We start from the raw sequence: 14,949 nt of genomic DNA, 5'->3' as shown, positions 1-14,949 counted from the left end.
CCTTCTGGTGATACAGTGAGCTACCTTCAGTGAATAACACGCAACGATGAACCATAAGCTGACCACCTTTCTGGACTCGATGCCGGAACTGCGCGGCTCCAACCGCAAGTTCGACATGCTCTGGCCACAGATTGCGATCATCATCTGTCTGACCGCAGTCGCCTTGGGCTGGGCCTTTGGCGTCAACCTCAAGCTTCAGAAAGAGCAGCTGGGTAACCACCGTTTTTCCGAGATTCAGTTGTACAGTGATCGCATCACCGATCGTTTGCTGTCACTGCAGAGCCGCGGCCAGGTGATCTCGCAGATCGGCGTGCTGCGGTTCCTGCTCAATGCGCCGGAACTGGACACCGAACAGCTACAGAGCTATCTGCAGGGGTTGACCGACAAACTGGAAGCGATAGAACGCATCGAGCTGTACGACAGCAACAACCAGGTGGTGGCCAGTACCCTCACGCCCTCGCCGCACTATCAAGGCCAGGCAGACAATCGGGAAACCCAGGGAGAGGGCCAGGCCCGCTACTCACCGCTGCTGATCGACACCGGCCAGCACCGGGTCTCTCACTGGCAGCGAGTGCCCGTACCCGCCAACCCCCATGGGGTCGAATACTCCGCCATTTATGCCGATCTGACTCCGGTGCTCAGCGCCTTCTATCGTGTCGACCAGATGGGAGAGATTCCGCTGATGCTGTTCGATATCGAGGGCAAAGCCTTTAAGCTCAGCCACACCGGTGGCAACGACCGCCTCAGCGAGCAAGACCAGCAGCGGATGGCCGCCCTGTGGCCGCAGATTCAGGGGCAGGAGTTCGGTCAGCTCAACATTGAAGACCGCAACTTTTTGTTCCTGCGGGTCAAGGCTGGCCATTTTGAACCCTTCTATCTGGTCAGCTACTTCGATGACCATGAACTGCTGTTGCTGGCCCGGGATCATCGCCGCATCGTCGGCTCCCTGGGACTGGTGCTGATTCTGTTCCTGTGCTGGCTCACCATTCAAAAGCACGGCCTACAGAAACAGCAGGGCCACTTCCAACTGGCGATGGATGTGGCAGAGCAGCTGTATCAGCACGCCGGCAGCACGCTGCTGTTCTCCCCCTCGGGCAAGCTGATTCTGGCCAACCCGTCGGCCCATCGCCTGCTGGGCCTGAAAGCCAGCGGCAACCAGGGATTGTGGTTCCACCAGTTATTTGGCAGCGATCGTGCTCAGCGCGGCTGGGAGCACACCCTGGAGAAAGGCCAATGGCAGGGGCAGTTGTCGCCAGGCGGTCAGGACCGCTCTCTGGCGATAGAGCTGCGTCACAGCAGCAGCAACAACCTGTTCCCACTGGTGATCGCCAACCTGCAGCCGGTTACCGATGATGAGAATGCCTACCGCTCCCTGACCCAGTCCCAGGTCGGGCTGGCACTGATGGACAATGAACTGAATCTGCAACTGTGCAATGCCAGCCTGAGGGAGTGGCTGGGGCGGGATGCGGATGACAACCGGCCGCTGCCACTCGACCGGCTGATCAGCCTGCCGGAGGGAATGGAGTTCAGCGATCTGCAGCAAAGTGTCGCTCGCGACGGTCTGTGGCAACAGCCGGTATGGCTCAAGACTCATCACCACGGCATGCAGCCGCGCCTGGCCAGCGTCAACCAGGGGGACGATAAGAGTCAGTGGATACTCACCCTGCAAGATCGGCAGGGCAGCGATGACGCCAGCAATCCGCCACTGGCCGGGTTCCGGGAGATGCAGTTGATGCATCAGGACGCCAGCGGGCCGGAAGCGTTGTTGAACCTACGCCAGTTCCGCGCCCGCCATCAGCAGCCGCAAAGCTGGGCCATCAACCAACGCATCGTGGTGCAGCACCTCAAGGAGTTGGCCCCCCGTCATAGCTGCATTGCCCAGTTTGGCGAAGAGTTGGTGGTACTGCTGAGCCAGAGCAGCACCAGTCAGGCAGAAACCCTGGCGCAGGGGCTCAATGAGCGCTTCGAGGACACCCCGGTGGAGCTGCGCATCAGCGCCACCTGGCTGGCGACGGGCCGCTCCCTGCGGGAAGGGTTGGCCCAATTGGATGACGCCAACAAGCGACTGCCCAGCGGCCACCCCATCAGTTGGGTGGGGGACCGCCAGCCGCCCAATGACGCTAGAACTTATACAGCAGAGTCATAGAGGTTTCGGTATCCAGAGACTCTTTGTCGTCTACTGGCTTGGTGGTGTGTTTGATATTAAATGCAAACTTCATCGCCAGCGCCCCTACCAGGTTGGCGGTAATTGACGATTCCGCCTTGCTGATGGTGGCGTTGCCGGACAGGCTCACGTCCGACGACAGTTTCTGTCGAAACTCGGCATTGTCGGAAAACGCCCACCAGAAATCCAGGTTGGCACGGGCAATGACCGAGGACTCGTTGTCCGCATCCGGTGCCTGGGCCGTATCCACCCGCTTGTAGCTGTAACCCGGGCCAAGTTCACCATCCAGGTGCATCTTATCGCCCTGGTAGAGACGATGACCGTAACCGGCGGCGACGGTCGCCACGTAACGGTAGCCGGAGAACTTATCGATGTCGTTAGACAGGAAGCCAAACAGGTAAGAGGTTTCGCTGAAGCGGTTGTTGGTTTGCGCCTCACCGTAATAGCGCTCTTTGGAGACCTGGTCCTCATCTTCGGTGTACAGGGTTTCCAGAAGGTAGCGGTTTTCAAACTGCCCCAGCCAATGGGTGTACTCGGCTTTGCCTTTTACCGTGGTGACTTCACTGTTCCCGGTGGTGCTGGAAAAACCAAACTCGACGTTTCCTGACGGCGCAATGGCCTCATCGGCGGCGCAGACACCGCAAGACACGGCCGCCATTGCGGTGGCCAAAAATAGCTGTTTCATCACGCATTCCTTTTTTACTGCTTCCCTAAATACGAGGCCGAACGTGTCCACCGGCCTCAATGGCAACAAATTTATCACAACTTGGGGCAAACGCCTCGGCAAATGATGGCTTTGTCGGCGCCTTTTCTGATTGCGGCATAAAAAAAGCGCCCTGCCAGGCAGGACGCTTCTTCAATCGAGTCGTTCAGAGACTTAGATGTGGACTTTAGGGTCCAGCTCACCGGTCTGGTAGCGCTTGTACATCGCCTGCAGCGACAGTGGCTTCATCTTGGAACCCTGGCCGGCACAGCCAAAGGCTTCGAAGCGATCGGTACAAATCTGCGCCATCGCCTCCATGGACGCCTTCAGGAATTTGCGCGGGTCAAACTCAGACGGGTTTTCCGCCAGGAACTTACGCACCGCACCGGTAGAGGCCAGGCGCAGGTCGGTATCGATGTTGACCTTGCGTACGCCGTGCTTAATGCCTTCAACAATCTCTTCCACCGGTACCCCGTAGGTTTCCGGAATGGCACCGCCGTACATGTTGATCACTTCCAGCCACTCCTGAGGAACCGAGGAGGAGCCGTGCATCACCAGGTGAGTGTCAGGAATGCGGGCGTGAATCTCCTTGATGCGGTCGATGCGCAGCACGTCACCGGTCGGCTTCTTAGAGAACTTGTAGGCACCGTGGCTGGTACCAATGGCGATGGCCAGGGCGTCCACCTTGGTGGCAGCCACAAAGCGCGCCGCTTCTTCCGGATCGGTCAGCAGTTGGTCGTGGCTCAGAATGCCCTCGGCACCGACACCGTCCTCTTCACCGGCCATGCCGGTTTCCAGGCTGCCCAGGCAACCGATTTCCCCTTCAACAGACACACCACAGGCGTGTGCAAAGGCGACGGTACGCTGAGTCACCTGAACGTTGTAACCATAGTCCGCCGGAGTTTTACCGTCTTCCCGCAGGGAGCCGTCCATCATTACCGAGCTGAAACCCATCTGAATGGAACGCTGACACACGTCCGGAGAGGTACCGTGATCCTGGTGAATGCACACAGGCACGTCCGGGTACTGCTCCAGCGCTGCGTTCATCAGGTAACGCAGGAACTGAGGACGGGCGTACTTACGGGCACCGGCAGACGCCTGCACAATCACCGGGCTGTCGGTGGCTTCAGCGGCCTGCATGATGGCACGCATCTGCTCCAGGTTGTTAACGTTAAAGGCAGGCACACCGTAGTTGTGTTCGGCGGCGTGATCCAGCATTTGGCGCAAAGAGATTAGTGCCATGGAAGGGCTCCTGTTATAGATGTAAGGTTTTTAAAGGCGCGCGTTCCTGCGCGCCTGATTATATTTATTGTATGGCAGCGGCGAGATTACGCTTTCGCCCGCTGCTCCAGCATGGCAACCGCCGGCAGGGTCTTGCCTTCCAGGAACTCCAGGAAAGCACCGCCACCGGTAGAGATGTAGGACACCTGATCGGCAATGCCGTACTTGTCGACCGCCGCCAGGGTGTCGCCACCGCCGGCAATGGAGAATGCCTTGGACTCGGCGATGGCACGAGCAATGGCTTCGGTACCCTTGCCGAACTGATCGAACTCGAACACCCCTACCGGGCCGTTCCAGACGATGGTACCGGCAGACTTCAGAATCTCCGCCAGGGCCGCGGCACTGTCGGGGCCGATATCGAAAATCATGTCTTCGTCGGAGACCTCGGCCACCGGCTTCAGGGTCGCGGTGGCGTCTTCGGCAAACTTGTCGGCACACACCACGTCGGTCGGTACCGGAATGTCACCGCCACGGCTCTGGGCTTCGCTGGTCAGCTTCTTGGCTTCCTCGACCAGATCCGCCTCAAACAGCGACTTGCCTACCGGGTGACCGGCGGCAGCGATGAAGGTGTTGGCGATGCCGCCCCCCACCACCAGCTGGTCAACGATGCCGGCCAGGGATTCCAGAACCGTCAGCTTGGTGGACACCTTGGAGCCACCAACAATGGCCACCATCGGCCGGGCCGGGTTGTCCAGGGCCTTGCCCAGGGCTTCCAGTTCACCGGCCAGCAGTGGGCCGGCGCAGGCAACCGGGGCGTACTTAGCCACACCATGGGTAGACGCCTGGGCGCGGTGGGCGGTACCAAAGGCGTCCATCACGAACACGTCACACAAAGCTGCATAAGCCTTGGACAGTGTCTCGTCGTCTTTCTTTTCGCCTGGGTTAAAACGAACGTTTTCCAGGATCACCAGCTCACCTTCGGCAACCTCAACCCCATCCAGATAGTCGGCGGCCAGACGCACCGGGCAATCCAGCTCGGCCTTGAGGTAATCCACCACAGGCTGCAGGGAGAATTCGGCGGCAAACTCGCCTTCGGTCGGGCGACCCAGGTGAGACATCACCATCACCTTGGCACCCTGCTCCAGGGCCAGCTTGATGGTCGGCAGAGACGCACGAATGCGAGCGTCCGAGGTCACTTTGCCCTCTTTCACTGGCACATTCAGATCTTGGCGAATCAGAACTCGTTTGCCGGCCAGGGCCAGCTCTTTCATCTTGATAACGCTCATTTTATTTCCTCGTAAAGTTCATAATCAAAATCTACTTCTGTGCCGACATTGCCAGGCAAGTGTCCAGCATTCGATTGGCAAAGCCCCACTCGTTGTCGCACCAGAGCAACAACTTCACCAGGTGACCATCGGCCACTCGGGTCTGGGTGCCATCGACGATGCTGGAGTGCGCATCGTGATTAAAATCACTGGAGACCAATGGCGATTCAGTATAGTCCAGAATCCCCCGTAATCTGCCGCTGGCGGCTTCGGCCAGGGTACGGTTAATGGTCGCTATGTCGACTCGCTGCTTTAAGGTCAGCGACAGGTCCATGGCCGTCACGTTGATGGTGGGAACGCGAACGGCAATGGCCTCAAATTTGTCTGCCAGGTGCGGCAGGATGCGCTCGATGCCCCGGGCCAGCTTGGTGTCCACCGGAATGATGGATTGACTGGCGGCGCGGGTGCGGCGCAAATCACTGTGGTAGGCGTCGATCACCTGCTGATCATGCATCGCCGAATGGATGGTGGTCAGTGCGCCACGTTCAATGCCAAAGGCTTCATCCAGCAGGGTAATCACCGGCACCGAACAGTTGGTGGTGCAGGAGGCGTTCGACACAATCCGATGCTCAGGCCGAAGACTGGATTCGTTGATGCCAAACACCACGGTGGCGTCCACATCCGGCGCCGCCGGATGAGAAAACAGCACCTTGCCGGCACCGGCATTCAGGTGCAGCTGAGCGTCGTCGCGGCTGCTGAGCTTGCCGGTACACTCCAGCACGATGTCTACCGCCAGTTGCCGCCAGGGCAAGGCGGCCGGGTCGTCGCAGTGGTATAGGGCGATGCAATCGGCCCCCACATGGAGACAGTCCTGCCCCAGGCTGACGCGCTGGCCAAAACGGCCATGGGTCGTATCAAACTGAGTCAGATGGGCGATGGCTTCCGGCGAAGCCAGTTCATTGATGGCCACAACCTCAATCTGTTCACGTAAACCGCTCTCGTAGAGCGCTCGCAAGGTGGAACGGCCGATGCGGCCAAACCCGTTAATGGCGACCCGTATTGTCATTATTCACTTAATGTTGATGCTGAGCGGACGCCATTTTAGCTCAGAACCGCCCCGCACCCAAAGGCTTAAGCGGCTATCGGCGCGCGCGCCGCCCCAATCCGGCCCCACATTAAGAAATCGGGCACCAGTTTACCCCAGCAAAACGAAAGGCAATAACACCAAATCACCATAACGGGTCAGCAGTCTCAACATTAGTCATCAAATTCGTAATAAAAACACAAAACAGTAGTAAATCGAAAATAAAAAAAGAGGGCCCTGGGGGCCCTCTCTGTGCATCAAACCGGGATTAGCGAGACCAAACCCAATCGGTGATTTCCTTAGGATCCACACCGAACTCTTTGATGTAGTTGCGGTGGTCAACCAGGCGCTGCAGCATGTCGGTGGTGATCTCGACGTGTTGAGCATCGGTGATCACGCCCTGCTGGAAGGCCTTGTACGCCATGTCGATCACCAGGTGGTAACGGGAAGTACCGTTACGAACACCCATATCGAATGGAGTGGTGGTGGAACCTTCTTCCACGTAGCCCTTAACTCGGCAACGCTGAATACCAGGGTAGTTGAACAGCAACTTGTGGATGGTGTTCGGGTAGCCGTGGTAGTTGATGACCACACCCTTATCGGCGGTGAAGTACTCATCCAGCAGAGTCGGGTTCTGACCGTACTTCAGGCTACCGATGCCGTCAGAAGTCAGCTCGGAGATGTTGACGAAGCGAATCTTCAGAGTCGGCAGCAGCTCACGAATCAGTACCAGAGCAGCCATACACTCCTGGGTCACGTAGTCACCGCAAGACGCCAGCACCACATCCGGGTTTTCGTCAGAAGCGAAGTCCCAGGTCATGATGCCTTCGTCACACTGCTTCTTGGCTTCATCCAGAGTCAGCCACTGAGGCAGATCTTTCTTACCGGCCACAATCACGTTCAGCTTGTCGCGATCGTCAAACGCCTTCTCGGTGTAGCACAGGGTGCTGTTGCCGTCGGCAGGCAGGTAGGCGGAGATGATGGTCGGGTGCTTCTCCAGCATCGCGCCCAGCAGGGACGGGTTCTGGTGAGAGTAACCGTTGTGATCCTGACGCTCCAGCAGCGAAGACAATACCACGTTGCACGCCGGTACCGGCTTGCGGAACGGTACACCCTGAGAGGCGTACACGTACTTACAGTACTGGTCACACATGGAGGACACGACTTGCGCGAACGCTTCGTAGGTCGGGAACATGCCGTGGCGGCCGGTCACGGTGTAACCGTGCAGCATACCGAACAGCAGGTTCTCGGACAGCAGTTCCATGACGCGGCCATCGCGGCTCATGTCCTGGTCCCACTCTTTGATAGGCCACTGCCAGGCACGGCTGGTTTCTTCGAATACCGCCTGCAGCTGGTTGGAGTAGGTCTCATCCGGGGAGAAGATACGCAGGTTCTTCTGCTCGGCGTTGAGACGGAAGGCATCACGCATCCACTGACCCATCTTCTGCATGGACACACCACGCTGACCACGCGGGGTCTCGGAGCCGTAGCTCAGGGCTTTCAGGTCAGGTTTGTTCAGCGGACGAACCACCTCACCACCGTAAGACAGAATCTGACGACCGATGCGCAGGTCTTCACGTGGGATCAGGCCTTCGATTTCCGCGTCAAACTTGAGGGCGCCATCTTCGCCGATGCTGTACAGCTCGTCGAATTCGTAGCTGGCCAGCCACTCGTTCAGCATGCTCAGATGCTTAGGATCTTTGGCGCAGTTGTTGATGATGACCTGGTGCGAGTCGCAGTTACCTTCCAGCTTCTTGCCATCGGCTTCTTTGGTACCGGTCCAGCCTTTGGCAGTGCGCATGGCGATAACAGGCCAACGCGGCTTGCACACGTCTTCGCCGTTGCGAGCGCGGGTCTGAATGTCGGTGATGATCTCGTAGGCACGATCCATGGCGTCGGCCATCTGCTCGTACACGTCCTGCTCTTTCTCGTCATCGACAAACAGCACTTCGTAGCCCAGACCGGTGAACTCCATGCGAATCTCTTCGTCGTCCATACGACCCAGACGGGTAGGACCGGAGATCTTGTAGCCGTTGATGTGCAGAATCGGCAGTACCGCACCGGAGTTCTTAGGATCGATCAGGCGGTTGGCGTACCAGGAAGCCGCCAGAGGGCCGGTTTCGGACTCACCGTCACCCACCAGAACCACGTTGATCAGGTCTGGGTTATCCAGGGCGGCACCGTAGCCGACAGCCAGGGAGTAACCCAGCTCACCACCTTCCAGAATCTGGCCAGGGGCTTCAGGGTTAGCGTGGGATGGGTAGCCATAAGCGGCAGAGAACTTCTCACAAATCTGTTTCATGCCCGCTTCTTTGTACGGGATGGTGTCAGGGTAGAAGTGAGACAGGGAACCTTCGATAAACAGGTTGGCTTGTACGGCAGGGAAGCCGTGGCCAGGGCCGACCAGGTACAGGAATGGGCGGTTGTGTTTACAGATAAGACGGTTGATGTGGGCGTAAACAAACGCGATGCCCGGGCAGGTACCCCAGTGACCCAGCAGACGAGGCTTAATGTCGTCGTGTTGCAGATCACGTTGAAGCAGTACGTTCTGCTTCAGGTAAATTTGTGCTACAGACAGAAAGTTGCTTGCGCGCACCAGTTTTTTTAGTGCACCAATTTCTTTCTTAGTTGCCATGTTTCGTTGCTCCCTTACAAGTGATGCTTAAAGTTACACCGACAAGCGGACGAATTTTGTGACACAGAGCATGCTTTTGTGAAATTAAATTACAAAACAAGCCAAAAATGTAGAGGACTTTGAATTTCAAGTTTGCTGAATAAGAGTAGCCCATCTGGTAAAGTTAGCGGGATTAGATTTGCGGACCTCAAAGATGAAATACAGCGACTTCAGCCTCTACCCCTACCTATGGGTTTTCAAACGCGACGACATGGGCGTGGACCCCGTGGATATGGACCAGATCAAGCCGCTCACCCCCAGGGCGGCGGACGAGCTCTGGCAAGCGCAAATCAGTAAAAATGGCAACCACTGCACCGACCTGAGAAAAGGCGACTGGGCCAAAAACCAGAACACCTGGACCACCGAGACCCGGTGGGACAGTGCCTTTGAGGCCGACGACCACGCCCTGCCCGAGGCGGTCGACGAGCAGCTGGAGTGGGATCCCAATACCGTGGTGTGGATCTGTTACGGCAGCGACCACGTGCTGGAAACCAACTGGCGGGTGTTCCGCCGCAACTGGAAGTGCTTCCTGTTTGCCGACGAAGCGGCGCTGGTGATCGGCAAGCGCCGCCAGCAGGCGCTGTTCTTTGTCGACGACACCCTGCTGCGCATCGGCAACCGCCCCAGCTAGGACGCTGCCGACAGTCAGACACAAAAAAACCGGCCGAGGCCGGTTTTTTCTTAGCTGACGCTCACCGTTACAGTGAGTTGGCCACCTCAACCACATTGGCGACGGTAAAGCCAAACATCTCAAACAGCTGGTCCGCAGGCGCCGACTCACCAAAGGTGGTCATGCCCACAACCTTGCCGTTCAGGCCCACGTACTTGTACCAGTAGTCGGCGATGCCAGCTTCGATGGCCACTCGCTTGGTCACTGCCGCAGGCAGTACCGACTCTTTGTATTCGGCGCTCTGAGCTTCGAACACGTCGGTGGCCGGCAGCGACACCACCCGTACCGCTTTGCCCTGGGCTTCCAGTTCGGCGGCGGCGTTCATGGCCAGCTCCACTTCGGAGCCAGTGGCAATCAGGATCAGCTCTGGCGCACCGGCGCTGTCCTTCAGCACGTAACCGCCCTTGGCGACATTGGCCAACTGCTCGGCATCGCGAGCCATCGGCGCCAGTCCCTGACGGGAGAACACCAACGCGGTCGGGCCATCTTTACGCTCGGCGGCGTGCTTCCAGGCGTAGGCGGACTCCACCGAGTCACAAGGGCGCCAGGTGCTCAGGTTCGGGGTCAGACGCATGGAGGCAATCTGCTCAACCGGCTGGTGCGTCGGGCCATCTTCACCCAGACCGATGGAGTCGTGGGTGTAGACAAAGATGGAAGGCTGCTTCATCAGCGCCGCCATACGCACCGCGTTACGAGCGTACTCCATGAACATCAGGAAGGTGGCACCGTAAGGCTTGAAACCGCCGTGCAGGGTGACGCCGTTCATGATGGCACTCATGCCGAACTCGCGCACACCGTAGTGAACGTAGTTGCCGGAGGCGTCATCAGGGGTGATGGACTTGGAACCACTCCAGATGGTCAGGTTGGACGGCGCCAGGTCGGCAGAGCCACCCAGGAATTCCGGCAGCATCGGGCCGAAGGCATTCAGGCAGTTCTGAGACGCTTTACGGGTCGCCACCTTGGTGGAGTTGGCCTGCAGGTCGGCGATGTACTCGGCCACCTTGGCATCCCAGTCGGCGGGCATGTCGCCGGCCAGGCGGCGCTTGAGCTCGGCGGCCAGCTCAGGGTGAGCGGCGGCGTAAGCGTCGAAACGGCTGTTCCAGTCGGACTCACGGGCACTGCCCACTTCGTTGGCATCCCAGGCTTGCTTCACTTCGGCCGGAATCTCGAACGGCGCGTGTGGCCAGTTCAGGAACTCGCGGGCGGCAGCGATTTCGGCGTCGCCCAGAGGGGCACCGTGGCAGTCGTGAGAACCGGACTTGTTTGGCGAACCAAAGCCGATGATGGTGCGGGTGCAGATCAGGGTCGGCTTGTCGCTTTCCGCCTTGGCCGCTTCGATGGCGGTCTTGATCTGCTCCGGGTTGTGACCGTCGACGTCACGAATCACGTGCCAGCCGTAGGCTTCGAAACGGGCGGCGGTGTCGTCGGTGAACCAGCCTTCCACTTCACCGTCGATGGAGATGCCGTTGTCATCCCAGAACGCCACCAGCTTACCCAACTTCAGGGTGCCAGCCAGGGAGCAGGCTTCGTGGGAGATGCCTTCCATCAGGCAGCCGTCGCCCATGAACACGTAGGTGTGGTGATCGACGATGTCGTGACCGGTACGGTTAAACTGCGACGCCAGCACCTTTTCGGCCAGGGCCATGCCCACGCCGTTGGTGATGCCCTGACCCAGCGGGCCAGTGGTGGTCTCAACGCCAGGGGCATAACCGTACTCAGGGTGGCCCGGAGTCTTGGAGTGCAGCTGACGGAAGTTCTTCAGATCGTCGATGGACAGATCATAACCGCTGAGGTTCAGCAGAGAGTACAGCAGCATGGAGCCATGGCCATTGGACAGCACGAAGCGGTCACGATCGGCCCATTCAGGGTTGCCTGGATTGTGCTTCAGAAAATCACGCCACAGTACTTCGGCAATGTCTGCCATCCCCATAGGGGCACCGGGGTGGCCGGAATTGGCTTTCTGTACAGCATCCATGGAGAGGGCACGGATAGCATTAGCTAGCTCTTTACGAGATGACATCTTGGCTCCAACTTCTATCTAGGTGGTTATGCTCTGTAATTCTGGGGGCATATTTTCGCCATTTGTGACCGCCTTAGCAAATCATTCCCATAAAAAAACGGCCTTTCGGCCGTTTATAGTGCTATTTCAGCGAGTCACTCGAGCAAATTCACTCAGGATTCCAGATAGGTATAGCCAATCAGCCCCTGTTCCAGCTCCATAAGCGCCTGCTCACGCACGTCCTCGGCAAGCCGACACTGCTCCAGTCGCTGCTGATAGCGGGTCAACATCCACTGGGGATCCAGGTTGACGTACTCCAGCACCTCATTGACCTGGGTGCCCTGCAGGTACTCCACCACCTCGGCATTGCCCCGCTCATCCAGTTTGATGTCCACCACGTCGGTATCGGCAAACAGGTTATGCATGTCCCCCAGGATCTCCTGGTAGGCCCCGACCATGAAAAACGCCACGTGGTACGGGTGCTCGGCACTCCATGTGGGCATCGGCAGAGTGGTTTCAATCCCCTGACCATCCACATACTGATCGATGGTGCCATCGGAATCACAGGTGATGTCCAGTATCACCGCCCGCCGGTCCGGCTTGGTGTCCAGCCCCGACAGCGGCAACACCGGAAACACCTGGTCGATGCCCCAGGCATCCGGCAACGACTGAAACAGAGAAAAGTTAACGAAGAACTTATCCGCCAGCTTCTCGTTCAGCTCGTCGATGATCGGCCGGTGAGAGCGGTTCTTGGGCGACAACTCCCGCGACACCTGATAGCACACCTGCAGGTGCACCTGCTCCGCCCACGCCCGCTGGGACAGATCCAGCAGCCCGTAGTTGTACTTGGCGTGCACATCCGCCAGATCATTCACCGTATCGTGGTAAATCTCCCCCAGGGCCCGAGCATCGGTGTGCTCACGAACGTCCTCCAGGGTCTGCCACATGTTCTTCAGCACCAGCGGTGCGCCGGTACCCGGCGCCGGCAGCGTCTCCGGCTCATAGGCCTCGACCCCGATCACATCGGCAATCAGCACCGCATGGTGCGCGGTCATGGCCCGGCCGGACTCGGAGATCAGCCTGGGGTGTGGCAGATGGTACTGGCGGCAGACGTCGCCGATGGCGTACACCACGTTGTTGGCGTACTCCTGCAGCGAGTAGTTCACCGAGCAATTGCTCTGGCTGCGAGTTCCTTCGTAATCCACCCCGAGGCCGCCACCCACGTCCACCGTGGTGATCGGCGCCCCCAGTTTGCGCAGCTCCATATAGAAGCGGCCGCACTCGGTCAGCCCCTTCTGAATGTCGCGAATGCTGGCAATCTGAGAGCCGAGATGGAAGTGCAGCAACTGCAGGCAATCGAGGCGATTGGCCTCACGCAGGGTCTCCACCAGCTTCAGAATCTGCGCCGCCGACAGGCCGAACTTGGACTTTTCGCCCCCGGACGCCTGCCACTTGCCCTTGCCCTGGGACGCCAGGCGGGCTCGCACCCCCAGCAGCGGAGTCACCCCCAGCTCGCGGGCTTCCTCCAACACCAGCTTCAGCTCCGACATCTTCTCGATCACCAGGAACACCTGGTAACCCAGCTGCTGTCCGCGCAAGGCCAGGCGCACGTATTCGCGGTCCTTGTAACCGTTACAGACGATCACCTGGGCGCTGTCCTGGGCCATCGCCAGCACCGCCAGCAACTCCGGTTTGGAACCGGCTTCCAGCCCCAGAGACTGGCCACCACCGGCCAGCAGCCCCTGCACCACGGTGCGCTGCTGATTCACCTTGATCGGGTACACCGCCAGATAATGGCCCTGATAGCCATAATCGTCGATGGCGGTGGTAAAGGCACTGCACAACCCCTGCACCTGGGAGTGCAGAATCTGCGGAAAACGCACCAGCATCGGCAACTGAGCGCCACGCTCCGTCGCCAGCTGCTCCGCCAATCGGGTCAGCGCTACCTTACACTCAGGTTCGGCGGGGTTGGGGCGTACCTCAACCTGTCCGTCGTCGTTTATCTGAAAATAACCACGTCCCCAATAGGGCACATTATAAAGATGCTGCGCATCTTGGACGCTCCAGCTCACGGGCGCTCTCCAACTAACTGACTTTAGCCAGACGGTCGACCAGGTATTGTGGCAGTGCAAAGCTGCCCACATGAATGGCCGGGTTGTAGTAACGGGTGTCGAGCTTCGCCGCCGCAAATCGCTGGCTTAGAAGCTCCACATCCACCTGCCGGGCCGCGGCATTGTCGCTGGCCCAGGCAAAACTCATGGCGCCACCGATGTAGGTGGGCACCGCCGCCACGTAGAAGTGACGATCCGCAAAATAGGGCGCCAGGCGCTGGTAGGTGGTCTCGGCTTCGCCCTGTTGCATAAAGGGCACGCCGTTCTGAGCCACAAAAATGCCGCCTTCGGTCAGGCACTGCTTACAGCCTTTATAGAAATCGGACTCAAACAATGCTTCGCCGGGACCGATGGGATCGGTGCAGTCGGAGATGATCACGTCGAACTGTTCCTGGCAGCCCAGCACGAACGCCTTGCCGTCATCGATAACGATCTCCACCCGAGGATCGTCAAACGCACCCTGGCTGTGGTTAGGCAGGTGCTGCTTGCACATCTCGATTACCGTATGGTCGATCTCCACCTGCACCACTCGCTCCACCGCCTGGTGTTTGATCACCTCGCGCAACATGCCGCCATCGCCGCCGCCGATGATCAGCACCTTCTTGGCACTGCCATGGGCCAGAATCGGCACATGGGTCAGCATCTCGTGATAGATAAACTCATCGGCTTCGGTGGTCTGAATGATGCCGTCCAGCGCCATCACCCGACCAAAGCGTTCATTATCAAAGATGATCAACTCTTGGTGCTCAGTCGGCGCACGGAACAACACCGTGTCCATAGCAAACTGTTGGCCATACCCCGGGTACAGGGTCTCTAGGTATTGGGTGTCACTCATGACGCTCTCTCCGAACCAGATAACATCCATGCTCCCACGCCGGGGCACAGAGACAAAGACAGTGTAGATACAACAGAGGTGACGGGTCGCGAGCGGGCCGGAACAGGCCCTGAAACAGGGGAGATGATCATAGATGTATTCCTATCCTACGGGATGCCGCTTCAACGCCAATCAGGGTTGAGCGGCTTACGCCACGAGAACCATAAAACCTCAGTCAGTTAAT

At 58.6% G+C, this 14,949-nt stretch carries 10 protein-coding genes; 2 read left to right on the top strand and 8 right to left on the bottom strand.

What is annotated here, in order from left to right; translation table 11 throughout:
- Positions 1–46: 46 nt before the first annotated feature.
- Positions 47–2,146, top strand: coding sequence for a PAS domain-containing protein (locus tag J8Z22_RS02520; protein ID WP_252008606.1), 2,100 nt, complete (start codon positions 47–49; stop codon positions 2,144–2,146).
- On the opposite strand, the gene J8Z22_RS02515 is transcribed toward J8Z22_RS02520, so the two are convergent.
- The 5 genes from J8Z22_RS02515 to J8Z22_RS02495 form a co-directional block, all read right to left on the bottom strand.
- Positions 2,121–2,849: a YdiY family protein gene (locus J8Z22_RS02515; protein ID WP_028114301.1), complete on the bottom strand. Its 729-nt coding sequence runs from the start codon at positions 2,847–2,849 to the stop codon at positions 2,121–2,123. The two genes, J8Z22_RS02520 and J8Z22_RS02515, sit on opposite strands and share 26 nt — an antisense overlap.
- Positions 2,850–3,041: 192 nt before the next feature.
- The gene (gene fba / locus J8Z22_RS02510; protein ID WP_028114302.1) at positions 3,042–4,109 is read right to left on the bottom strand and encodes a class II fructose-bisphosphate aldolase; all 1,068 of its coding nucleotides are present in this window, start codon (positions 4,107–4,109) and stop codon (positions 3,042–3,044) included.
- Positions 4,110–4,195: 86 nt separating this feature from the next.
- Positions 4,196–5,374 carry a phosphoglycerate kinase gene (locus J8Z22_RS02505; RefSeq protein WP_252008604.1) on the bottom strand — a complete coding sequence of 393 codons (1,179 nt, stop codon included), beginning with the start codon at positions 5,372–5,374 and terminating at the stop codon, positions 4,196–4,198.
- A 31-nt stretch (positions 5,375–5,405) separates the two neighbouring features.
- Positions 5,406–6,419 carry an erythrose-4-phosphate dehydrogenase gene (gene epd / locus J8Z22_RS02500; RefSeq protein ID WP_252008602.1) on the bottom strand — a complete coding sequence of 338 codons (1,014 nt, stop codon included), beginning with the start codon at positions 6,417–6,419 and terminating at the stop codon, positions 5,406–5,408.
- A gap of 286 nt (positions 6,420–6,705) precedes the next feature.
- A complete protein-coding gene (locus J8Z22_RS02495) occupies positions 6,706–9,072 on the bottom strand; it encodes a phosphoketolase family protein (RefSeq protein WP_252008600.1) in 2,367 nt (788 codons plus the stop codon).
- A gap of 193 nt (positions 9,073–9,265) precedes the next feature.
- On the opposite strand from J8Z22_RS02495, the gene J8Z22_RS02490 reads away from it, so the two are divergent.
- A complete protein-coding gene (locus J8Z22_RS02490; protein ID WP_028114306.1) occupies positions 9,266–9,742 on the top strand; it encodes a DUF2947 family protein in 477 nt (158 codons plus the stop codon).
- 67 nt (positions 9,743–9,809) lie between these two features.
- On the opposite strand, the gene tkt is transcribed toward J8Z22_RS02490, so the two are convergent.
- The 3 genes from tkt to speE form a co-directional block, all read right to left on the bottom strand.
- On the bottom strand, positions 9,810–11,801 hold the full coding sequence (gene tkt, locus J8Z22_RS02485; protein WP_028114307.1) for a transketolase: 1,992 nt from the start codon (positions 11,799–11,801) through the stop codon (positions 9,810–9,812).
- 152 nt (positions 11,802–11,953) lie between these two features.
- A complete protein-coding gene (gene speA, locus J8Z22_RS02480; RefSeq protein WP_252008598.1) occupies positions 11,954–13,852 on the bottom strand; it encodes a biosynthetic arginine decarboxylase in 1,899 nt (632 codons plus the stop codon).
- Between the two features lie 13 nt (positions 13,853–13,865).
- A complete protein-coding gene (speE, locus tag J8Z22_RS02475; RefSeq protein ID WP_252008595.1) occupies positions 13,866–14,726 on the bottom strand; it encodes a polyamine aminopropyltransferase in 861 nt (286 codons plus the stop codon).
- Positions 14,727–14,949: the final 223 nt, after the last annotated feature.

The organism is Ferrimonas sp. SCSIO 43195 (assembly GCF_023716685.1).
Classification (GTDB): Bacteria; Pseudomonadota; Gammaproteobacteria; order Enterobacterales; family Shewanellaceae; genus Ferrimonas; species Ferrimonas kyonanensis.
The sequence above is the reverse complement of the archived record's forward strand: the minus strand, read 5'-3'. Positions and strand labels throughout refer to the sequence as shown.

Coding starts and splice junctions, on each gene's coding strand:
- J8Z22_RS02520 (WP_252008606.1), top strand. CDS start 47: ATGAACCATAAGCTGACCACCTTTCTGGACTCGATGCCGGAACTGCGC.
- J8Z22_RS02515 (WP_028114301.1), bottom strand. CDS start 2,849: ATGAAACAGCTATTTTTGGCCACCGCAATGGCGGCCGTGTCTTGCGGT.
- fba (WP_028114302.1), bottom strand. CDS start 4,109: ATGGCACTAATCTCTTTGCGCCAAATGCTGGATCACGCCGCCGAACAC.
- J8Z22_RS02505 (WP_252008604.1), bottom strand. CDS start 5,374: ATGAGCGTTATCAAGATGAAAGAGCTGGCCCTGGCCGGCAAACGAGTT.
- epd (WP_252008602.1), bottom strand. CDS start 6,419: ATGACAATACGGGTCGCCATTAACGGGTTTGGCCGCATCGGCCGTTCC.
- J8Z22_RS02495 (WP_252008600.1), bottom strand. CDS start 9,072: ATGGCAACTAAGAAAGAAATTGGTGCACTAAAAAAACTGGTGCGCGCA.
- J8Z22_RS02490 (WP_028114306.1), top strand. CDS start 9,266: ATGAAATACAGCGACTTCAGCCTCTACCCCTACCTATGGGTTTTCAAA.
- tkt (WP_028114307.1), bottom strand. CDS start 11,801: ATGTCATCTCGTAAAGAGCTAGCTAATGCTATCCGTGCCCTCTCCATG.
- speE (WP_252008595.1), bottom strand. CDS start 14,726: ATGAGTGACACCCAATACCTAGAGACCCTGTACCCGGGGTATGGCCAA.